This is a genomic window from Cerasibacillus sp., assembly GCF_036516575.1.
Taxonomy (GTDB): Bacteria; Bacillota; Bacilli; order Bacillales; family Amphibacillaceae; genus Cerasibacillus.
The window spans coordinates 248,140-271,368 of sequence record NZ_DATBTY010000073.1; the positions used below are offsets into that span (position 1 = coordinate 248,140).

The following is a 23,229-nucleotide window of genomic DNA, read 5'->3' on the forward strand; positions in this document are numbered from 1 at the left end:
TAAGCATGAATTACTTTAACTGTATCTAAGAAAATTAATAAAATCAAGCGAGGTTTGAAACCTTAAAAAAACTTCTCTTTTCTGTCTTAATGTAGAAAAAAGAAGTTATTTTAGGTACGTTAATTTTTATATGTTTGTTTTCTCTCTTCTGTTTGTTTAATCCAATCTTGTAGTTTATACTTTAATGTATTGAAACCTTCACTTGGACTATCCTGTTTAGAAATAATTTGCGACTGATTTTGTTTTGGTTGTTTTTTTGGTGGTTCTTCAGTAGCACGAATAGAGAGAGAAACTTTTCCACTTTCATCATCCAGGTCGATGATTTTAACCTTAACTTCGTCATCCACGGCTAGATGGTCATTAATATCTTTAACATACCCATGGGTAATTTCTGAGATGTGGACAAGTCCTTGGACCTTATCAGTTATCGCAACAAATGCACCGTACGGTTGTACACCAGTTACTTTTCCTTGTAAAACTTGTCCTACTTCTAGATGTCTTTCATTCATAGTAACAGCTCCTTATATTTGCACATTTTTAAATTCTAACATAAAGTATTGCTCCTGGCAAAACATCTTTTAAAAATCGCAAATATATTTTAATATTATTTTAATGTTGCGATTATACTGTCGAATACATCACTCCAAAATTGTTTATTTTGATGGTAAGAGGTGGTCATTAGTTGGATTGCCTTTTTGAATTCTTGCTCATAATTGGCAGCATCTTTTGGTGGCAGAGCAGTTAAGGTTTCGTCAACAAACTGCTGAACGGCTTCTGCTCGCGGTCCCCATTTCGCCACTTCATTTCCATCTTCATCAATAAATATAAAAATAGGGATTGACCTTGATTTACCATTCGTTAAATATTGATCCATTAATTCTAGGTTGTCATCACGATATAAGATGCGTACGTCCATATTAATCTCTTTTGCAATATGGAGTAAGATTGGTAAATTTAACATCGCATCTCCACACCAATCTTCTGTTAAGACAATAACACGTAACTTTTTTTCCTCAATTTCCTTTAATGTTTGACGTTTATCAGGTAATTTGAAGTGATTGTAAACATGAAGAAGCTGTTCCTTATGTTTCTCCATCGATCGAATATACTCTTCTACTGGAATCCCTTTGTTATACCACTTATTTAAATCCATGAATAAAGCCCCCTTTTGTAATATACTACTTGAAAGTTTACGTTTAATATGAGACGACGTAAACAAAAATGCTTTATCTTTTGATATGATAAAAAGATGGAAAGGGGAGAAGAAAATGAATCAGGAGTTTTTATTGGAATTATTAAAGACGACATCACCGTCTGGACAGGAAATGGCCATTCAAAAGAAATGGCGGGATTATGTCAAGCAATTCGCTGATGAAGTTAGAACAGATTATGCTGGGAATGTGATAGCCATATTAAACCCAGATGCTAAGTTTAAAGTCTTATTAGCTGGTCATGCAGATGAAATTGCTTTAATGGTTAATCGAATTGATGAGAATGGTTATTTGTTTTTTGACAAAGTAGGTGGCGTTAACATAAAAGCGGCTGTCGGGATGCGTGTAACAGTACTAGGTAAATCACAATCGATTACAGGTGTCATCGGTGTTAATGCGCAACATCATGGTGGCATAAAAGATGCTTTTGGAGTAGAAGAGTTATTTATCGATTGTGGTTTCCGTTCACAAAAAGAGGCACTAGAATATGTTAATATTGGCGATTATGTCGTCTATAAAAGAGACCCAGAAATATTAATGGACCGTTTTCTTTCCGGAAGAGGATTAGATAATCGAACAGGGGCATTTATCGTTGCAGAAGTGTTGAAACGTTTAAAAGAAGCAGGTTGCCAAGTTGGAGTATATAGTGTTTCAACAGTGAATGAAGAGACGAATATGGGTGGTGCCTATTTTGCAGCGAGTGGCATTGAGCCTACCATGGCCATTGCTTGTGACGTAACATTTGCTACAGATTATCCAACTGTTAACAAAAATAAATATGGCGACGTTAAATTAGAACATGGGCCTGTATTAGCAAAAGGTGCACCAATTAATATTAAAATAAATCAGCTACTAGAAGAAACAGCTGAGAAGTTACAAATGAATCTGCAGTATGAACTGACACCGCGAATGACTGGAACAGATGCAGATCGGATGCGACTAACTGGAAAAGGAGTACCTGTAGCACTCGTATCTTTACCACTTCGTTACATGCATTCACCTGTTGAAACAGCAAGCTTTAAAGATATTGAAGATGAAATTAAATTATTAACTGAAATGATTCATCAATTAGACGGAACGGAAAATTTAAATCCGCTTGATGATTGAACATGAGGCTATCCTACGAACTGTAGGATAGCTTTTTTTATAGAACTATTCAGCCATACCGTTTTTAAAAATAGATATTTCGACTCACGAAGAACTTAAATTAATCCACTTTTTCGATGTTTCCTCAGGTGGTCATGAAAATTTTCCTTCAATCTATTCATCTACTTAGAGAAAAATATTCATTTTAAACATTTAATAGAGCATAAAAGTCATATAGGACTTATCATCTAAATGTTAAGAAACCCTTATGTTTACTAGTATTAAGCAAATAAGATTTATAAATCATAAAATGAAATTAGTTCTTTAGACTTAAATAAAAAAATAAAAAAACTATGACTTTACGCTCAATTTATTAATAGTAGATTTTTTCTACAAATTTCGACAATATTTTAAGCGGGCATTCGCTATAGTAGTAGATGTCAACTAGATTCACTATTTGAAAGAGTAAAAAAACGGGGAGGGAGATTTGGTTTTTCAAAGAGTTCAAGGGGTTAAAATCAATTAAGAGGAGGAATTTATTTTGAAAAGGCGTCAAAAGGCAAGGTTTTTCAGTATAGTCGCATCCTTGTTCATGGTGTTTTCACTTTTTGCACCAACAATCAGTGCACATACACAAGACGTAAAAAACAGTGGTAAGTTACATGAGTCAGTCAATGATTCAAAACAGCTTACGAAAAACAAATTGAGTAAAAAGTTACTCGATGAGTTTAAAGATGATGAATATGTGCGCTTCATGGTTAAATTTAAAGAAACAGCAAATGTAGATAAAGTAGCAAAAACAGCTAAAAAACAAGCACAAAAAGCAAATTTAAGTGCAAATCGTTCTCTATTTATGCAACGTTCAGCTGTTGTTTCAGAACTAAAAGCAACTTCACATGAATCACAACAGGATGTGAAGGCGTTTTTAGAAGAACAAATGAATGAAGGATCCGTTAAAGATTTTCATTCATATTTTATTGTGAACGGAATGGCGGTCACTGCAACTAAGGAAATTGCTGAGAAAATCGCTGCATTTCATGAAGTCGAAAAGATTCTTCCAGATGAGAAAAGACAATTACACGCTGCAACAAAAACGAACGAAAAAGCACCCACTGCAAAACTAGAAAATGTGGAGTGGAATATTGAACGTGTTAAAGCTCCTGAAACTTGGAATCTAGGAGTGGACGGAACAGGAACGGTTGTTGCAAGTCTGGATACGGGTGTCCAGTGGGATCATCCTGCATTGAAAGAAAAGTATCGTGGATATGATTCTGCTACAGGTGAAGTTGACCATCAATTCAGCTTCCTTGATGCAACGGCTGCGGGGAGAGAAGCTTCATACGATGATAATGGTCATGGAACACACGTAACAGGAACAATGGTAGGAAGTGAGCCAGATGGTTCGAACCAGATTGGTGTTGCACCAGGTGCAGAATGGATCGCTGTAAAAGTGTTTGATGGTGGAGGGAGCACGAGCGATTCTATTTTATTAAATGGTGCCGAGTGGATTTTAGCCCCTGGTGGGCGGGTTGATTTGGCTCCAGACGTTGTTAATAACTCTTGGGGTGGTGGCCCTGGGCTGGACGAATGGTATCGTGATGCTGTTCGTGCTTGGAGAGCAAGTGAAATCTTCCCAGAATTTTCAGCTGGAAATACGAGAATTGGTAATCCAGGTGGACCTGGGTCAATTGCAGTTCCAGCAAACTACCCTGAATCTTTTGCAACAGGTGCAACTGATAGTAATGATATGATTGCAAACTTCTCATTACGCGGACCATCTCCATACGATGAGATCAAGCCGGACATTTCAGCACCTGGCGTGAATATTCGATCATCTGTTCCAGGAAGTGGCTATGAAGGTGGTTGGAACGGAACATCAATGTCAGGACCAGCCGTATCAGGAGTCGCTGCGTTATTAAGACAAGTAAATGCAAATATATCTGTTGATGAAATGGAAACAATTTTAACGTCAACAGCGGATCCAAGAACGGATTCAGAGTACTCTGAAGTACCGAATAATGGATACGGTCATGGAATTGTAAATGCGTTCGATGCTGTTTCTTCTATTCTTTCCGGTGTTGGAACAATCGAAGGTACGGTAACGATTGATGGTGAAGACACTGAAGAGCCGACATTTGAACATACACCAATAAATGAAACATTTAGTCAGTTGGATGTCGATTTAACTGTTCAAGCTCGTGACAACATAAGTGTTACTTCTGTGAAGCTAAGTTATAAAATTGACTCAGGTGATTGGACAACTGTTGAAGCGAATCGTGTGTCTGGTGACTTTAGAGATGGTGAATACGCTGTCAAGATTAAAGGTGATGTCGTCGAAGGTGATACACTCACTTATAAATGGCTAATCAATGACTTTGGAAATAATGAAGTTGAAAGTGATGAATATACAGTTGATATACTTGAGGGAATTTCAACAGGCTATTTCCACGACTTTGAGTCGCAACCAATAGGATGGACATCTTTTGGCGACAATGATTCTTGGGAATGGGGTGTTCCAACTTCCGGACCTGAGAGTGCAGCATCAGGTGAAAAAGTATATGCAACGAATTTATCTGGTAACTATGAAAGTAGTATGAATGCTACTTTAGTCATGCCACCGGTAGACTTACCAGAAGGTGGAGCGGTTCTAAAGTTTAAGAACTGGCATAATTTTGAGGAGTCTTCTACAGGTAGGGCTTGGGACTATGGACATGTCGTCATTTCTACCGATATGGAAGATTGGACTGAATTACAGATGTTCCAAGGACTAACATCAGATTGGGAAGACGTTGAGATTGATCTTTCTGATTATAGTGGTCGCGTATATATCGGATTTAAAGCTTATTCCGATTTCAGTGTTGTTCGCGATGGTTGGTATATTGATGATGTCCAGTTAGTTGAGGTAGGACAAACAGGTAAAAAGTCAAATGCTTTAAATGCTGATAAAAAAGCTTCTAAGGATCAAGTCAAAAAGAAAAAGCAAGTTAAACCATCACAATTACCATTAGGTGCGAAAGTAAGTGTCCTTGAAACAGGCCGTTCAGTACAAAGTAACCCTGCCGATGGATCATTCTCATTTATTCATTCAGCAGGTGACTTTACAGTTGTTGCTGAAGCATACGGTTATCAGTCAGAACAAGAAACAGTTACTGTTAATGCTGATGAGACAAGCTCTGTTCACTTTGTATTACAGGAGCTTGCACAATCCGTAATAACAGGTACCGTTACAGACGAATCTACAGGTGCTATAGTTGATGGTGCGACTGTTATGTTAGTAGAGGATGCTAATATTGCACCAGTCGAGACAAATGAAGGTGGGGAATTCTCCTTAACAGCATATCATGGCACATATACACTGAAGGTCATGGCATTAGGTTATCATAGCAAGGAAGTTGAAGTAACTCTGGATAAGGATATGGAACTTAATATTGAGTTAGAACCATATTATACGTATCCAGGTGGAGAGATTGGCTATGATGACGGAACAGCTGAAAACGCCCGTGCATTCTATGATGCTGGAAATGGTTGGGCTGTGAAAATGTCATTACCAGAAGGAAAAGATTCCGCAATCGTAACAGATGGCGTTTTCCGATTCTGGGAGACAGATTGGCCAAGTCCGGGTGGAACAGAATTCCAAGTTGAAGTGTGGGATGCGACCGGAACAGACGGACAACCGGGTAAGAAACTAGTTGGACCAATTGATGCAGAGGCATTAAGAAATGGTGAATGGACAGTCGTTGATCTAAGAGAGCATAATATTATCGTAAATGGAGACTTCTACATGGTCTACATTCAGACACGTGACAATCCTTATGCTCCTGGTCTTGCTACTGATGAAAGTAGTGCAAATGCTGGAAGAAGCTATCAATACGTTAGTGGTAATTGGTCAAAATCTCCAGCGGATGAGGGTAACTATATGATTCGTGCACGAGTGGCATATGAAGTAGATACACCTGTTATTACAACACCTGCCGAATCATTTGTAACTAATGAAGCAAACATGACAATTGAAGGAACAGCTTCACCGACAACAACGATTCAATTACTAAATAATGGAGAAGAAGTTGGTTCCGCTGATATTGGTGAGAATGGAACATTTAGCTTTGATATGGAATTAACAGAAGGTGTGAACGAATTCAAAGCTGTTTCTATTCAAAATGGTGGAAAAACGGGTGAATCTGAAACTGTAACAGTTACTTTAGATACGGTTAACCCAGAACTGTCGATTGATAGTCCAAGAAATAATGATAAGACGAATCGTGAAACAGTTACCGTTGAAGGAAGTGTTGCAGACGAAAACCTTGATTCAGTAACCGTTAATGGTCAGAAGACGAAGATCAATGATAACGGTACATTCGCTAAACGTATTTTACTAGATAATGGTGCTAATGAAATTGAAGTTGTTGCTGTTGACTTAGCTGGTAATACAACTACGAAAACAGTTACACTATACGCTCAATATGATGCACCTGAAATCATTAATTTAACGCCAAGCGAAGATAAGTATCTTGAGTCAGGAGATAGTATTAAAATAGAATTCGAAAGTGCTCCTGATCTAAATGCAACGTTTGCAGTTTATTTACCATTGGCAAACTTATCTTCTACAGATAACCCAGTTGAATTACCGATGATGGAAGTATCACCAGGTAAATATGTCGGTTACTGGACTGTGCCAAAAGGCGTTCAAGCAAATGGTGGGCAGATTGAAGTTAAGGTAAAAGATTCATTTGGTAATGAATCACGTAAGAAGGCTGAAGGTAAACTATTCATTAACGTAGAATAAACCAATCAGTCATAAAGGCTTCCCTAGCAGTTTATGGGAAGCCTTTTTTTATACCTATTTTTTTCTTGTTGGTAATTGTTGTCCAATTTCATCATAAGGTATCCTAAACTAGCATAAATGAAGGAATGAAAAACCCGTAAAAACTTCTATACTTGCTATTTCAGCACATTTAAGTTATTATAATCATACAATAATATATCGATTCCATCTTCGGGGCAGGGTGCAATTCCCGACCGACGGTAACGAATAATTATGTTCGAAGTCCGTGACCCACTAAAATAGTGGCTGATCTGGTGTGAATCCAGAACCGACAGTTAAAGTCTGGATGGGAGAAGATGAGTAGCTTGAAGACAAAACAGGTGCAGTTTGTGCCTTCATTTCCTATGACAATGTTTACCCTAAAGCCCCGATTAGGCTTTAGGGTTTTTTGAATGGAAAATTGTCCAAGGCTAAATCCTTCATCATACGAGATGTGAATCGATAAATAGATGAAGGAGGTAGTTGATGATGCAAACAAATGTGAAATCATCAAAACTAGTTAAATTAACGATTTTATCCATATTGGGAACAATATCACTGTTACTATTTTTCCTGAACTTCCCACTCCCATTTTTACCAGCTTATTTAAAAATTGATTTTAGTGAGGTTCCTGCCTTAATTGCGGCATTGATTTTTTCACCAATGGCTGGGGTGATTGTTGAAGGAATAAAAAACTTATTATATCTTTCAATTGGAGGCGGCGAACCAGTCGGTGTTACAGCTAACTTCTTAGCTGGGGTTCTTTTTATCGTACCAGTAGCTGTTCTCTATCATCGTTATAAAGGGACAAAAAGCATTGTGACTGGTCTTGTCGCTGGTACAATCATTATGGCAGTCGCCATGAGTGTATTAAATTATCTTGTCATTTTACCGATCTATGCGATGTTTATGGGGATGGAGGACATGGCACTTGCTCACGTTAAGCGTGCTGCTGTATTATTTGGTATTCTTCCATTCAATATTCTTAAAGGTATTATTGTCGGACTCGTATTTGTTCCTGTGTTTCTAAAAATGCGTCAATGGATTGAGAAAAAACAACATGCTTTATCATAAAATAAAGAGCCTGCTCCTTTTCTTGGAGCAGGCTCTCCTATATATGTTGATTATAAACGAACTTTCCTCGGTACAACCCCGATTGTACAACGAGAAACACAAATTAACTGTTCATCTTCATCCGTAATATTTATCTCCCAAACCATCGTTGAGCGTCCTAGATGTAGAGGAGTGGCTGTAGCCATAACATAGCCTTCACGTTTGCTTTTAATGTGATTAGCATTAATCTCGAGACCGAATACATGTTGTTTTTCGGGGTCAATATTTAAATATGAGCCCAGACTGGCAGCTGTTTCAGCAAGTAAGACGCTTGCACCACCATGTAAGAATCCAGCTGGTTGACGCGTTCTCTCATCGACGGGCATGGTCAGTTGTACTTTTTCTTTATCTGAAGACTTGATTTCAATGCCTAATAACTTGATAACTGTATCATCAATGTTCAAAGATATCCCTCTTTTTAGATCAGTTTCTCTAATAATAACGATATGCCTAGTAGGAAACCATAGATTGTATTCGTTTGCCCTGTAGCTACCATTGCAGGCATCATTTCAATCGGTTCTGATTTTCCTTGGAATTTATTTATTACATCAAAAGCTTTAAACATACTTAAAAAGGTAATGACTGACCATCTAGGCAAAATACCATTTACAATAAAGATAGCCGTTAGAGCATAAGCGATTAGAAATAATAATCCTAGGAATTGGATGGCTTGTTTTCGACCGAGTAAAATAGCTAAAGTATGTCTGCCACTTTCTTTATCATTATCTAAGTCTCGTATATTGTTTGCCATGAGAATCGCACCGATAAAGATTGCGACAGGAATTGAAATATAGATTACGTTTAATGTAATTGTTAATGTTTGAATATAATAGCTAATACCGATAATGACTGTTCCCATTAATACCCCAGAAAAAAGTTCTCCAAAAGGTGTGTAAGCAATAGGGATGGGACCACCAGTATATAAATAACCAATAATCATTCCGATTACACCGATGACAGCAACCCACCAGCTTGAAGCATAGGAAATATAAATCCCTAGCAAGATCGCGATACCGAAAAAGGTAAGCGCTAGATTCAAAATCGTTTTCGGTGCTACACCATCTCTAACGATTGTTCCACCGATACCGACTGAACCTTCATGGTCAAGCCCGCGAACATAATCATAATACTCATTAAACATATTTGTTGCGGATTGAATTAAGATTGAAGCAATGAGCATGGCTAAAAACAAGCCGATATGTAGCGGTTTTTCTAAAAGTGCAGCCATTGACCCGATAAAAACGGGTATAAATGAAGCTGTCAATGTATGTGGTCGAAGAAGTCGCCACCATACATGGAATCCATCCTTTTCATTAAGTGCTTTTTTCATCGATTGTTTATTCGTCGTTTGCATGATTTTTCCTCCTGCACAAAACTATCCATCTTAATTTTATGATAAAGGATAAACTTGTGTCAATGAAACGCGCTCTATGAGTTTTAAGGACTGTCATTTATTGCTTCACTATAAATAAAGTCCATTCCTTGAGAAACATAGGAAAAGAGCATAAAATAGATAGAGTGAAATGTTTATATGTTATAGCGATTATGTTGGAGGCTTACATAGATGATAGATCATAATGAAATAACATTAGATTGGTTATTAGATGACGTTCTGAGCCAAGGTAGTCACACTAAACGTCAGTTAGTAAGTTATACAAAACGGATTCCTGCCTTTAATCCTTTATCCGTTCTGGAGTTAGGAAAAGATGAGAATCGTTTCTTTTGGAAGCGGAATGACGATTATTTATATCTGGTTGGAATCGGTAATCTCATAGAACTAGCTGCAAAACAAGTTGATTACCAAGCGATTTATGAAGAATGGATTCAACTCGTTGATAAAGCATTTGTTCATAACCCTTATCTTGTACCAGGAACAGGTCTTGTCTCATTCGGAGGGATTGCGTTTGATGATCGCAAGGAAACATCCCAATTATGGGAGAATTTTAGTGCGAGCCAATTACGCGTGCCTAAATTCCTTTTCGTAAAATATAAAAACGACTACTATTTAACGATTAATCTCATTGTTCAAGACAATGAACATGTCGATTTACAACTTCAAAACATTCAGCAAGAAGAACAACGGTTATTACAAGATTTAGGGGAATTTCCACAATTAGGTACTATATTAAGGCGAAAAGAAATTGATACAGCATATTGGAAACAAACAATCGAAAAGGCGAAACATTCGATTCAAAATCATTTAGCAGAAAAAATTGTGTTAGCACGTGAACTTCGTCTGAAATTGTCTGCACCAGGCGAAATGAGTCCAGTTGTAAAAAAACTGATTGAAACGCAACCAAATAGTTATGTCTTTGCCTTTGAACAAGGTAATGAATGTTTTTTAGGTGCCACTCCTGAACGATTAGTGCGACTTGAACAACATAAATTGCAATCGATGTGTTTAGCAGGGACAGCACCACGCGGTGAAAATGACGTAGAGGACAAAAGAGTCCGTCATGAGCTCTTAAACGATAAAAAAAACCGCGAAGAACATGATTTTGTCGTTCAAATGATTCGACGGGCGATTGAGCCGTATTGTGAGGACATCTATATACCTGATAACCCAACTGTTTACCCGTTAAAAAACTTACAACATCTTCATACACCAGTAACAGCTATATTAAAACATGAGTATCATATTTTTGATATCATCAGACAGCTCCATCCTACACCTGCATTGGGAGGAACACCAAAAGAGGTAGCTTTAGCATTTATTCGAGATGATGAATCATTAGATCGTGGATGGTATGGAGCACCAATTGGTTGGATTGATCATCAAAATAACGGAGAATTCGCCGTAGCGATTCGTTCTGGTCTCATTCAGAATGATGAAGCATCATTATTTGCAGGATGTGGGATTGTTAAAGATTCTGATGTTGAAGCAGAATATGAAGAAACGAAAATTAAGTTCTTACCGATGTTACATGTTTTAGGAGGCCAACGATGAAACATACAGAAATCTTGACACGATATGTAGGAAACTTCGTTGATGAACTAGTAGCAAGTGGCCTAAGAGATGTTATCATTTCGCCTGGTTCAAGATCAACTCCACTTGCGATGACATTTGTACAGCATTCAGAGATTAAAGAATGGATATTAGTTGATGAGCGCTCTGCTGCTTTCTTTGCTTTAGGATTAGCCAAGGAAACAAAGCGGCCAGTTGCACTTGTTTGTACCTCAGGAACAGCAGCAGCGAATTACTTTCCAGCGATTGTTGAAGCCTATTATAGTCGTGTTCCTTTAATTGTTTTAACAGCTGACCGTCCACATGAACTACGTGATGTAGGAGCACCCCAAGCAATCGAGCAAATTAAAATGTTCGGTGAGTATGTCAAATGGTTTCATGAAATGGCGCTTCCAGAGGCAACGGACTCTATGTTAATTTATGTGAGACGGGCGGCATCACGTGCTGTACAAACAGCCAAGCAAGATATCGGTGGACCTGTGCATTTGAATTTCCCATTCCGAGAACCACTCGTACCTGATTTTACATTAGACGACCTATGGGGAGAAAGAAATGAAATAGACCTCCCGTTTTCACCGTACTATGATGGGCAGAAACAGTTAAATCATTCCCAATTAACTTCACTCTTACATGAAATTAAGGAGAAGCGTGGCATCTTGGTTGTTGGTCCACAAGCCGATGAACGTTTAGCAGAAGTAATTATTCAATTGGCGGCGTATTGGCATGTGCCAATCTTAGCTGACCCATTGTCGCAATTACGAACGGGAAACCATCGTAAGGAGCATATTATTGAAGGGTACGATGCTTTTTTGCGTCATCAATCCATTCGCAATGAGTTAAAACCTGATTTTATTATTCGCTTTGGAGCAATGCCCATTTCAAAAGCTTATTTATTTTATTTAAAAGAGAACAAAGATATTCCACAATTTATTGTTGAACCATATACTGGCTATCGTGAACCTGTAGGAAATCCAACACATATGGTTTATTCGGATCCTATCTCTTTTTGTCAACAAATAATGAATGTATCACCACCGATAGAAGAGATGGCATGGTTAAGTAAATGGCAGAAGATCAATGCTATTACCAAAGAGTATCTCGAAACAGATACAAACGATCAATTAACAGAAGGAAATGCTACACGAACGGTGATTGAGGAACTACCTAACCGCACAATTCTTTTTGTCGGAAATAGCATGGCTATTCGCGATGTCGATACATTTTTAATGACCAATTCAAAACAGATATCATTGCTTGCTAATCGTGGTGCAAATGGAATAGATGGTGTTGTATCAAGTAGTATAGGAGCTGCTGCCACAAGAAGACGTGTGACATTGTTAATTGGTGATTTATCTTTCTATCACGACTTAAACGGTTTGTTAGCTGCTAAACATTATGAACTTGATATGACCATTGTCTTAATGAATAATAATGGAGGAGGAATTTTCTCCTTTTTACCACAATCTCAGGACAATAAGCATTTTGAATTATTATTCGGTACACCATTACATATCGATTTTAAGCATGCTGTTCAGATGTATGGTGGTACTTACCGTGTTCCTAAAACAATTGAAACACTTCGAAAAGAATTAAACGAAAGTTACGAAAGAGCGGGTTTGACTGTTATTGAAGTTCGAACAGATCGAACGGAAAATAGTGCATGGCACCGTGAAAAATGGCAAGCGATTCATGATGATATTTTGCAAATGAGGTGGAAATAATCCATGTATCTTCAAGTCAATGATGCAACATATTGGTACGAGCTTTATGGTAAAGACCATGCGGAGACACTCGTTTTGTTCCATGGATTTACGAGTCGAACGACAACATGGCATCCCTTCATAGCTGATTTTCAAAAAGACTTTCAAGTTCTTGTGATCGATTTACCAGGGCATGGGAAAACAAAGACACCACCTCGGACCATGCATACTTTTTGTGCTGATTTTGAGCAGATTCTAGCAAAATTGTCGATTATTTCATGCCATCTACTAGGCTATTCAATGGGTGGTAGAACAGCATTATCATTTGCGATGCTTTACCCTGAACGAGTTAAATCGCTCATATTGGAAAGTGCATCACCGGGATTACGTACAGAACAAGAACGTGCAACCCGTGTTGCTAACGATCAAGCACTGATGAACCGTATTATGAATGATGGAATAGAATCTTTTGTTAACTATTGGGAAAACATGCCACTATTTAATACACAAAAATCGTTACCTAAATCAACTCAGAGAAAGATTCGCGAAGAACGTTTATCACAAACAGAAAATGAATTGGCTCATTCGCTTAAATATATGGGGACAGGTGCTCAGCCAAGTTGGTGGGAACATCTTAACCTATTCAGCAATCCTGTCTTCCTACTCGTTGGCGAGAAAGATAACAAATTTATTCATATCAATAAACAGATGGATGATTTATTTCCACAAAGCCAATTCAAGATGATAGAAAATGCTGGACATGCGATTCATGTGGAACAACCTGAAAAGTTTGGTAAGATAGTATTGGAGTTCATTCATTCTAGAAAATGATATACCATTTAATTAAGGGAGGAATTCTTAATGACAGTACAATGGGAAAAAGTAAGAGACTATGAAGAAATTATTTATGAAAAATATAATGGGATTGCGAAAGTAACGATTAATCGCCCCGAAAAGCGTAATGCATTTACACCACTGACTGTAAATGAAATGATTGATGCATTTGCGGATGCAAGAGATGATTCATCAATTGGTGTCATTATTTTAACAGGTATGGGAGAAAAAGCATTCTGTTCAGGTGGTGACCAAACAGTTCGCGGTCATGGTGGATATGTCGGTTCCGATCAGGTTCCACGCCTGAATGTGCTTGATTTACAACGTTTAATTCGTACGATCCCGAAACCGGTTATTGCAATGGTCGCAGGTTACGCGATTGGTGGTGGACATGTCCTACACGTTGTTTGTGATTTAACGATTGCAGCAGACAATGCTATTTTTGGTCAAACAGGTCCGAAAGTAGGTAGCTTTGATGCTGGTTATGGTGCGGGTTTATTAGCTGAAATGATTGGCCAAAAACGTGCCCGTGAAATTTGGTACTTATGCCGTCAATATAATGCAGAAGAAGCCTATGAAATGGGAATGGTTAATAAGGTCGTTCCATATGAAGAATTAGAAAAAGAAACAATCGCTTGGTGTGAAGAAATTCTTGAAAAATCACCAACAGCGCTGCGTTTCTTAAAAGCATCATTCAATGCTGCAACAGATGGTCTTGCAGGTTTACAACAAATGGGTGGAGACGCGACACTACTTTACTATACGACAGATGAAGCGAAAGAAGGAAGAGACGCATTTAAAGAAAAACGTAAACCAGATTTCGGTCAGTTCCCTCGCTTCCCATAATTCAAATTAAAAAACCTTTGCTATAGTGCAAAGGTTTTTTAACACAAAAAAGGGGTAAGTATAATGAATGACATCATTCCACATTGGTTAACACAACAAGCTTTCATATCATCTCATGTGCCTGCGATAGAAATGGAAAATGGTATAAATATTACATTTTCAGAGTTACAACAAAGGAGTCAACAAACAGCTTATCAAATAGCAGCATATGGTATTCAGGAAGGGGCTCATGTAGCTATTCTTTCAAAAAATGACCCTAGAATGATCATAACGATTCATGCGTTAAGTTATCTGGGAGCGACAGTTGTTTTGTTAAACACGCGATTAACACCAGCAGAGCTGCAATATCAAATTGATGATGCAAATGTCTCATTATTAATCTATCATGATGTCTTTATTGATAAAGTCAAACAACTTCAAATAGAGAACTCGCTTTCGTTTGATGAGGTTAAGCGATTAAATATAGAGACGGGAGTAGCTCTAAAGGAGGAAATTAGGTTAAGTGATCCGTTTACGATTATATATACATCAGGAACAACCGGTTTTCCTAAGGGAGTTATCCATACATACGGTAATCATTGGTGGAGTGCGATCAGCTCAGCCTTGAATCTAGGCTTATCAAAGGCAGATAAATGGTTAGCCGTATTACCTTTTTTTCATGTCGGTGGTTTATCTATTTTCTTAAAAAGTGTGATTTATGGCATGCCTGTCTATTTGGTGGAAAAGTTTAATGCTGCAATGGTCAATGAAGCTATCCGCGAAAAACAAGTCACCATTATTTCCGTTGTGACTGTGATGTTACAACGATTATTAGATGATTTAGGTGTTAAGCGTTATCCAGATACTTTTCGCGGCATGCTATTAGGAGGAGGACCAGCACCTGAAGTGTTGCTGGAACAAGCGAAAGAAAAACAAGTCCCTGTTTTTCAATCTTATGGTATGACTGAAACATCGTCACAAATCGTCACTTTAAGCGCTAAGGATGCATTAAGAAAAATCGGTTCATCTGGAAAACCACTTCTATCGGCCCAACTAAAGATTCATAATAAGACCACGGATGGGGTCGGTGAAATTTATGTTAAAGGACCGATGGTAACAACCGGTTATTATAATAATGACACAGCTAATGCAAATCTGTTTGATAAAGGTTGGTTGAAAACGGGTGACCTTGGCCACATAGATTCGGAGGGTTTTTTATATGTAGTCGACCGACGCAATGATTTAATTATTTCCGGTGGAGAAAATGTTTATCCGACTGAGATTGAGCATGTGTTAGAGCAAATCCCTGATATACGTGAAGTAGCAGTTGTGGGGAGAAAAGACGATACGTGGGGAGAGGTGCCTGTTGCATATGTTGTATGCGAATCAGAAGCACTGACAGAGAAATGTATAATCGACTATGCGCATAAACATTTAGCACCTTATAAAGTGCCGAAACAAATACTTTTCATTAATCAGTTACCACGAAATGCATCGAATAAAATAATGCGTCACCAATTAAAAGCGATGCTTCATACAAAAAGATAAAACCCTTTGTATGTCCTACCCATCATTGTGACACATTATGGGTAGGAGGTGTTTGTCTTGACGAAAGAAACATACTATATCGATATGGCGACACATAACATTTCACGTAACAAACATGAAGGAAATGATCAGTTTGTTATTCAGGCAACAGATGAACAAGTGCATCAGCTAAGGGCGATTTTAAATGCAATGGATGATGAAAACTGGGTATCTTTTTGGCGTGCTCATATCCCATTTGTCCAATACCATCAAGATTCATCTAATCATAATTATGATCAGCATTTCCTAACCGCTATTCGATTAATCCACGAACTTGGGGATGAGGAAACAAAAGCTCATATCCACTCAATGGGCATTAATGAACGTACATTTCTTTAATTTACAACCATAGGGTGTTTTCGATAGTTTAAAATCGGACACCCTCTTTATTTTCTGTCTTTCAATTAATATTCATGTTAAAATAGGAAAAGTATGATGCAATAATATGTGTAAAATGATTAAAAAGGTAGCTGACATATGTATATTTTTACGGATTATTATAAAAATCAAGTGCGATTTTCGTTTAAGAATCACCCATTTTCTAAACAACCGAAACATGTATGGGTTATTTGTAAATATAAAAACGAATGGTTGTTAACGAACCACAAGGAAAGAGGTTTAGAGTTTCCGGGAGGTAAAGTTGAGCAAGGTGAAACAGCTGAACAAGCTGCCATTCGTGAGGTGAAAGAAGAAACTGGTGGGATTGTTGAAACGATTGATTATATCGGACAATATCATGTCAATGGGAAAGCAAGTACCGTAATAAAAAATGTGTATTTTGCAGAAATCAAAAAACTTGAGGAACAACCTACATACTTCGAAACATATGGACCTATATTATTAGAGGAATTACCCGAAAATATAAAAGAGGAGAAGAAATATAGTTTTATTATGAAAGACGATGTCTTAACATATTGTATGAAAAAAATAATAGAAACAACAACATGATTCGAGTCACTCTTTATCCTCAAGGAGTTGAATGGAACAGGCGGAGATGAGCTTTATTTTTCTCCGCCTGTTCCTATAGTAAGATATTCTTTATAAAGTAAAATTAATCATTTTTAATTAACTTTTTCTCTAGCTTTTCAACGATTTTATACATCACAGCGGCAAAGATGGCAATTAATATGAGGCTTGCCATAACAAGTGTAAAATCAAATACTTGAAATCCATACACGATTAAATACCCTAACCCTTCCTTAGATACAAGAAACTCTCCAACGATGACCCCCACCCAAGCTAAACCAACATTAACTTTTAATGTCGAAATCATAACAGGTAATGTAGCGGGAAAGATGGCTTCCTTAAAACAAATCCATCGTGTTGCTCTAAAGCTTTGTAACACTTTTAAATAATTAGGGTCCACTTCTTTAAAACCAGTATAAATGACAATCGTTGTGATAATAACAGAGACGATTGCCCCCATTGCAATGATAGATGTATATCCAGGTCCAAGAGCTACGATAATTATGGGTCCAAGCGCTACTTTAGGCATGGCATTTAAGATAACGAGATAAGGGTCAAGTATGTTTGCAAGGCGCGGAAGTAGCCAGAGACATGCAGCAATGAGAATACCGATAATGGTTCCGAGAATAAAGCCGAGAATCGTTTCAAACAAAGTCACTTGTGCGTGGACAACCATCGAACCATCTTTAAATTTCTCGATTAATAGTGTGACTATATGAGAAGGGGAGCTGAACAGTAATGGATCGATCCAATAGAAACGACTTGATATTTCCCACAATGCAAAAAAACTAATAAATATAATAAGCTGCCAAATGATAGTCCATTTTCGTTCTCGTGATAAATTCTTTTGATATGTCTTAAATAGTTTTAAATCACGTGCCTCCTCTTCCATTTTCATCACTCCCTCTGTTCAAAACTTCCCATATTTGATCAAAAAGTTGTTGGTAACTCGGTTGTCTCCTTACCAAAAATGGCATTTTTTCTCGTAAAACATCGGGTACATCGACTATTGTAGAAATTCGGCCTGGATTGGTATCCATTAAAATAATTCGATCGCTTAATGAAATGGCTTCACCAATATCATGAGTAACGAGTATCGCTGTTTTACGATACTGTTTTAATAATCGATAGACGAGATTTTCTAACTTTAATTTTGTTTGATAATCTAATGCTGAGAAAGGTTCATCGAGAAGTAAAATTTCCGGATTGGTCATTAATGTTCGAACAAGAGCAACACGCTGGCGCATGCCACCTGATAACTCATTTGGATAAGTGTCTTCAAGCTGAGGTAGGCCGACTTCATCGAGTAGTTTTAAAGCCTTATTTTTTGTGTCTTCTGACAGCATCTTACGCACTTTTAATCCAATCAAGACGTTGTCAATAATTGTTTTCCAAGGAAATAAATAATCTTGTTGGAGCATATAGCCTAATGCATGTTCTGATTGCTGAAGTGGTTTATTGTTCAAAAGCACTTTTCCTTTCGTTTGCTTTAGGATGCCGGCAATAATTGACAGAAGTGTTGATTTACCACAACCACTTGATCCTAAAATCGAAACAAACTCACCACGATTAATCGAAAGAGAAATATCATCCAATGCTTTTGTGTATGTCTTGGTTGTAAAATAAAGGTGTGAGACATGTTCTAATTTTAAAAATGCCATGCCATCCCTCCTACTCTTTCATCACTTCTTCGGCAATGTCTGTATTGACGAGTGCGTCATAGGGTGCATCATCTGGTAGTTCACTAGCAGCATCCATGATGGCTATTAAATTTTCCCATGTATCTTCTGCTAAAATAGGGTCTGTTGCAAATGAATTTTGGTTTTTATACCGTTCAATAGAAGTCGTTAAGATTTGTAAATCAACATCTTCAAAGTAGGGTTTAATGATATCAGCAATTTCTTCTGCTTCATGTGATTCAACCCATTTTTGTGCACGATATATCGCACGCGTGAATTGTTTAATGATTTCAGGATGTTCGTTTAAATAGCTTTGTTTCGCCATATAAACGGTATAAGGAACTTTTCCAGATTCTTCACCAAACGAGGCAATGACATGCCCTTTGCCTTCTTTTTCAAATACGCTTGCCGTTGGTTCAAAGAGCTGTACATACTCAGAATCTCCAGATACAAATGCACTTGGAATGTTTCCAAAATCAATGTTTTGTAATAATGTCAAATCATTATGAGGATCAATCTCATGCTTTTTTAAAACAAATTCACCGACCATTTGTGGCATGCCGCCTTTACGTTGACCTAAAAATGATTCACCTTTCAGATCTTCCCATGAAAAATGAGGTTTCGGACTTTTTGCGACTAAAAAGGTGCCATCTGTTTGCGTTAACTGAGCGAAGTTAACAGCATGGTCTTTTGGGTTTTGTGCGTATACATAAATAGATGTTTCCGAACCGACAAGAGCAATATCGGCCCCACCCGAAAGAAGCGTTGTCATTGTTTTATCGCCACCCCATGTCGTTTGTAATTGAATATCTAGTCCTTCATCTGAAAAAAATCCTTTTTCGATTGCCACATATTGTGGAGCATAAAAGAGTGAACGGGTGACTTCTGCGAGGTTAAGCTTCGTAAGCGCTTGATCATTTGATTGGCACGAAGAAAGTACAGTTAAAAAGAAAAGTGGCACAGCTATCATAAAAAAATGTCTCATTTTTATTATCCTTTCTAACAAGATATGTCACAAAACAGTTTATGCATGGAAAAAAGATGTGTGAACGCCTAGAAAGATATTTTTTGACAAAGGGATTGTTGATAAGTCATTACACAAATAAAAAAGAGCTCCCCAAAAGCCAAAAAGACTTTTTGGGCAGCTCTTTTCATATTTCATATTATAGTAAAATCCTCTTGGGATGAGGAAGCATAATTAATTAGGGCGATATATTGGACCAGCTTCTACAATATCATCACTTACATGGGCGAATTTTTGGAAGTTCTCATGGAATTTAACGGCTAGTTCTTTTGCAGTTTGATCATAAGCATCCTTATCTTCCCATGTGTTACGCGGGATGAGTACTTCGTCTGGAACGTTCATGATTGTTGTTGGAATGTCTAAGCCGAAAATGTCATCTTTAACTGTATCGACATCGTTCAGTTCACCTTTTAATGCAGCGTGAACCATTGCACGTGTATAGCTAAGATTCATTCGTTTTCCAACACCATATTTTCCACCAGTCCATCCTGTATTAACAAGGAATACTTTTGCTTGATGTTTATCAATTTTATCTCCAAGCATTTTTGCATATGTTACTGGAGCTAGTGGTAAGAATGGCTCTCCAAAGCAAGCTGAAAATGTTGCTTCTGGTTCAGTAATTCCTCTTTCAGTACCAGCTAATTTACTTGTGTAACCACTTAAGAAGTGATACATGGCTTGTTCTTTTGTTAAGCGACTGATTGGCGGTAGAACACCTGAAGCGTCAGCTGTTAAGAAAATAATTGTTTTTGGGTGACCTGCCATACTTGGTTTAGCAATGTTTTCTATATGTTCAATCGGGTATGCGACTCGCGTATTTTCGGTAAATGTAGTATCATCATAATCAGGTTCACGTGTTTCTTTATCAACTACGACGTTTTCTAACACAGATCCATAACGAATGGCATTATAGATCTCTGGCTCTTTTTCTTCGGATAGGTTGATACATTTTGCGTAGCAACCACCTTCGATATTGAAAACACCGTCTGGACTCCAACCGTGTTCATCATCACCGATTAATTGACGGTCTTTGTCAGCAGAAAGGGTTGTTTTTCCAGTCCCAGATAAACCGAAAAATAGAGCAACATCACCATCTTTACCGACATTTGCTGAACAGTGCATTGATAGAACGTCTTTCTGTGGGAGTAAGAAGTTCATCACTGAAAAAATGGACTTTTTAATTTCACCAGCATATTCAGTTCCACCGATTAACACAATACGATGTTTAAATGAAACCAATACAAATGCTTCTGAGTGAGTGCCGTCTACTTCAGGGTCTGCTTTAAATGATGGTGCAGAAATAACGGTGAACTCAGGTTCATGTGTTTTTAATTCCTCTGTTGTTGGACGAATAAATAGTTGTTTAGCAAAAAGATTTTGCCATGCGTACTCATTATATACTTTAATAGGTAATTGATATGATTTATCAGCACCTGCAAATCCATTGAGTGCAAATACTTCATCTTGTTTTTCTAAATAGTTAACGACTTTTTCCAATAGATTTAGAAATGTTGTTTCTTCAATTGGTTTGTTAACTTTGCCCCATTCAACAAGGTTGTCTGAAACGTCATCTTTCACGATGAATTTATCTTTTGGTGAACGCCCTGTATATTTACCAGTTGTTGCTTGAACTGCTCCAGTTGAAGTGAGAATACCTTCTTTGCGCGATACGATCTTTTCAACTAATTTTGGAGTAGAAAGATTATCCTGTAAATTAGGGAGATCTGAAAGACTTCGAATTGATTCTTGCACAATGCTCACGTTTAATTACCTGCCTTTTTATTAATTTAAGTTCATTTTTATTTAAATTATTATTCAACCTGAATAATAGTATAGCACATTTGAATCAATAGTCCATACTAATTAAAAGGATTATTTAAACTTTATATTAAATGTTAAAAAAGTTGACATAAACAAGGTGTTTCGCTACTATATTTTTGAACGGATACTCTTATTCAGAGTCGGTGGAGGGACAGGCCCTATGAAACCCAGCAACCATCACATAGTGAAAAGGTGCTAACCTGATGCAAGGGCATTGACCTTGAACAATAAGAGCGAAAGGCCACGTTATCCTTTCCTCACTATAAGGAAAGGATTTTCTTATTTATAGTGATATTTTGCGAGAATTGGAGTTCCGTACCATTTATATAAAGGGAGAATAAATCTCAATGAAGAAAAACCGTCGATTATTTACGTCAGAATCCGTAACAGAAGGCCATCCTGATAAAATTAGTGATCAAATATCAGATGCAATTTTAGATGAAATTCTGAAAAAAGATCCCAACGCAAGAGTAGCCTGTGAAACGATTGTTACGACTGGCATGGTTCTCGTTGCAGGGGAAATTACGACAGAGACATATGTCGATATTCCACAAGTTGTCAGACGTACCATTCGTGAAATTGGTTATACACGTGCTAAATATGGATTTGACGCTGACACATGTGCTGTTTTAACAGCGATTGATGAACAATCTCCTGACATTGCAAGTGGAGTTGATGAATCTTTAGAAGTTCGTGAAGGACAAGATTCAGACCGAAATTTAGATTTAATCGGAGCGGGAGACCAAGGTTTAATGTTTGGGTATGCATGTGATGAAACGGAAGAACTTATGCCTTTACCTATTTCGTTAGCTCATCAATTGGCAAAGCGTTTATCTGATGTACGTAAAGAAAAAATTGTTGATTATTTACGTCCAGATGGAAAAACCCAAGTTACGATTGAGTATGATGAAAATGACCAACCTATTCGAGTAGATACAATCGTTATATCTACTCAACATCATGAAGCAGTCACAAGAGAACAAATAGAACGTGATTTACATGAGCATGTTATTCGACCGATTGTTCCTGAACATTTACTAGATGAACAAACGAAATATTTTATCAACCCGACTGGTCGATTTGTTATTGGTGGTCCACAAGGAGATGCTGGCTTAACCGGAAGAAAAATCATTGTTGACACTTACGGTGGCTATGCGCGACACGGTGGAGGAGCATTTAGTGGAAAAGATGCAACTAAAGTAGACCGTTCAGCTTCTTATGCAGCGAGATATGTTGCTAAAAATATTGTTGCGGCTGGGCTTGCTAAATCATGTGAGGTTCAAATTGCTTATGCAATTGGTGTGGCAGAACCTGTATCTATTTCTGTTAATACATTTGGTACGGGAGAGGTCAGTGAAGAGAAACTCGTTGAAGCTGTTCGTGAAATATTTGATTTACGTCCCGCTGGCATCATCCAAATGCTTGACTTACAACGCCCGATTTTTAAAGATACAGCTGCATATGGTCATTTTGGCAGAACAGATGTCCAATTCCCTTGGGAGAAGATAGATAGGATAGAAGAACTGAAATCTTTTGTTATGTAGTATAAATATCACTGAATGATAATGAAACATATAAAAGGGCGGGTCGTGTAAAAGTGATCCGCCTTTTTTGTAA

The 23,229-nt window shown here is 37.6% G+C and carries 19 protein-coding genes and 2 riboswitches; of the genes, 11 read left to right on the plus strand and 8 right to left on the minus strand.

The features are described from left to right. Positions 1–119: 119 nt before the first annotated feature. Both yugI and VIG73_RS13225 read right to left on the minus strand, forming a co-directional pair. Positions 120–509, minus strand: a complete 390-nt coding sequence (yugI, locus tag VIG73_RS13220) for a S1 domain-containing post-transcriptional regulator GSP13 (RefSeq protein ID WP_331642753.1) — start codon at positions 507–509, stop codon at positions 120–122. A 95-nt stretch (positions 510–604) separates the two neighbouring features. Then, on the minus strand, positions 605–1,153 hold the full coding sequence (locus VIG73_RS13225; RefSeq protein ID WP_331642755.1) for a thioredoxin family protein: 549 nt from the start codon (positions 1,151–1,153) through the stop codon (positions 605–607). Positions 1,154–1,268: 115 nt separating this feature from the next. On the opposite strand from VIG73_RS13225, the gene VIG73_RS13230 reads away from it, so the two are divergent. From VIG73_RS13230 to VIG73_RS13240, 3 genes are all read left to right on the plus strand, one after another. Beyond that, a complete protein-coding gene (locus VIG73_RS13230; RefSeq protein ID WP_331642757.1) occupies positions 1,269–2,318 on the plus strand; it encodes a M20/M25/M40 family metallo-hydrolase in 1,050 nt (349 codons plus the stop codon). Between the two features lie 571 nt (positions 2,319–2,889). Continuing rightward, positions 2,890–7,080: a S8 family serine peptidase gene (locus VIG73_RS13235; RefSeq protein ID WP_331642817.1), complete on the plus strand. Its 4,191-nt coding sequence runs from the start codon at positions 2,890–2,892 to the stop codon at positions 7,078–7,080. Between the two features lie 202 nt (positions 7,081–7,282). Next, positions 7,283–7,421, plus strand: a riboswitch (FMN riboswitch). Positions 7,422–7,587: 166 nt separating this feature from the next. Continuing rightward, the gene (locus tag VIG73_RS13240) at positions 7,588–8,172 is read left to right on the plus strand and encodes an ECF transporter S component (protein WP_331642819.1); all 585 of its coding nucleotides are present in this window, start codon (positions 7,588–7,590) and stop codon (positions 8,170–8,172) included. A 50-nt stretch (positions 8,173–8,222) separates the two neighbouring features. Here the strand turns inward: VIG73_RS13240 and VIG73_RS13245 are convergent, their stop codons facing one another. Then, positions 8,223–8,615 (minus strand): hotdog fold thioesterase, encoded by a 393-nt coding sequence (locus VIG73_RS13245; RefSeq protein WP_331642759.1) that lies wholly within the window; start codon positions 8,613–8,615, stop codon positions 8,223–8,225. A 14-nt stretch (positions 8,616–8,629) separates the two neighbouring features. Beyond that, positions 8,630–9,565 (minus strand): 1,4-dihydroxy-2-naphthoate polyprenyltransferase, encoded by a 936-nt coding sequence (locus VIG73_RS13250; RefSeq protein ID WP_331642761.1) that lies wholly within the window; start codon positions 9,563–9,565, stop codon positions 8,630–8,632. 210 nt (positions 9,566–9,775) lie between these two features. Between VIG73_RS13250 and VIG73_RS13255 the strand changes: the two genes are divergently transcribed. From VIG73_RS13255 to ytkD, 7 genes are all read left to right on the plus strand, one after another. Beyond that, positions 9,776–11,158 carry an isochorismate synthase gene (locus VIG73_RS13255; protein ID WP_331642763.1) on the plus strand — a complete coding sequence of 461 codons (1,383 nt, stop codon included), beginning with the start codon at positions 9,776–9,778 and terminating at the stop codon, positions 11,156–11,158. Next, a complete protein-coding gene (gene menD / locus VIG73_RS13260; protein ID WP_331642765.1) occupies positions 11,155–12,897 on the plus strand; it encodes a 2-succinyl-5-enolpyruvyl-6-hydroxy-3-cyclohexene-1-carboxylic-acid synthase in 1,743 nt (580 codons plus the stop codon). The genes VIG73_RS13255 and menD overlap by 4 nt, the downstream gene beginning before the upstream one ends. Before the next feature lie 3 nt (positions 12,898–12,900). Further along, a complete protein-coding gene (gene menH, locus VIG73_RS13265) occupies positions 12,901–13,707 on the plus strand; it encodes a 2-succinyl-6-hydroxy-2,4-cyclohexadiene-1-carboxylate synthase (RefSeq protein ID WP_331642767.1) in 807 nt (268 codons plus the stop codon). Positions 13,708–13,737: 30 nt separating this feature from the next. Next, on the plus strand, positions 13,738–14,556 hold the full coding sequence (gene menB, locus VIG73_RS13270; protein ID WP_331642768.1) for a 1,4-dihydroxy-2-naphthoyl-CoA synthase: 819 nt from the start codon (positions 13,738–13,740) through the stop codon (positions 14,554–14,556). 63 nt (positions 14,557–14,619) lie between these two features. Beyond that, positions 14,620–16,083, plus strand: coding sequence for an o-succinylbenzoate--CoA ligase (locus tag VIG73_RS13275; RefSeq protein ID WP_331642770.1), 1,464 nt, complete (start codon positions 14,620–14,622; stop codon positions 16,081–16,083). 57 nt (positions 16,084–16,140) lie between these two features. Beyond that, positions 16,141–16,461, plus strand: coding sequence for a hydrolase (locus VIG73_RS13280; protein WP_331642772.1), 321 nt, complete (start codon positions 16,141–16,143; stop codon positions 16,459–16,461). 138 nt (positions 16,462–16,599) lie between these two features. Further along, positions 16,600–17,070 (plus strand): RNA deprotection pyrophosphohydrolase, encoded by a 471-nt coding sequence (gene ytkD, locus VIG73_RS13285; RefSeq protein WP_331642774.1) that lies wholly within the window; start codon positions 16,600–16,602, stop codon positions 17,068–17,070. 103 nt (positions 17,071–17,173) lie between these two features. Here the strand turns inward: ytkD and VIG73_RS13290 are convergent, their stop codons facing one another. From VIG73_RS13290 to pckA, 4 genes are all read right to left on the minus strand, one after another. Beyond that, entirely contained in the window at positions 17,174–17,980 is an 807-nt protein-coding gene (locus VIG73_RS13290) for an ABC transporter permease (RefSeq protein WP_331642776.1), read from the minus strand. Beyond that, entirely contained in the window at positions 17,961–18,749 is a 789-nt protein-coding gene (locus VIG73_RS13295) for an ABC transporter ATP-binding protein (RefSeq protein WP_331642778.1), read from the minus strand. The genes VIG73_RS13290 and VIG73_RS13295 overlap by 20 nt, the downstream gene beginning before the upstream one ends. A 10-nt stretch (positions 18,750–18,759) precedes the next feature. After that, positions 18,760–19,752 carry an ABC transporter substrate-binding protein gene (locus tag VIG73_RS13300; RefSeq protein ID WP_331642780.1) on the minus strand — a complete coding sequence of 331 codons (993 nt, stop codon included), beginning with the start codon at positions 19,750–19,752 and terminating at the stop codon, positions 18,760–18,762. A gap of 213 nt (positions 19,753–19,965) precedes the next feature. Beyond that, positions 19,966–21,552: a phosphoenolpyruvate carboxykinase (ATP) gene (gene pckA / locus VIG73_RS13305; RefSeq protein ID WP_331642782.1), complete on the minus strand. Its 1,587-nt coding sequence runs from the start codon at positions 21,550–21,552 to the stop codon at positions 19,966–19,968. A gap of 187 nt (positions 21,553–21,739) precedes the next feature. Further along, a riboswitch (SAM riboswitch) is annotated at positions 21,740–21,846 on the plus strand. Between the two features lie 113 nt (positions 21,847–21,959). Here pckA and metK point away from each other — a divergent pair. Further along, complete coding sequence (metK, locus tag VIG73_RS13310; protein ID WP_331642784.1) at positions 21,960–23,156, plus strand: methionine adenosyltransferase; 1,197 nt, start codon at positions 21,960–21,962, stop codon at positions 23,154–23,156. Positions 23,157–23,229: the final 73 nt, after the last annotated feature.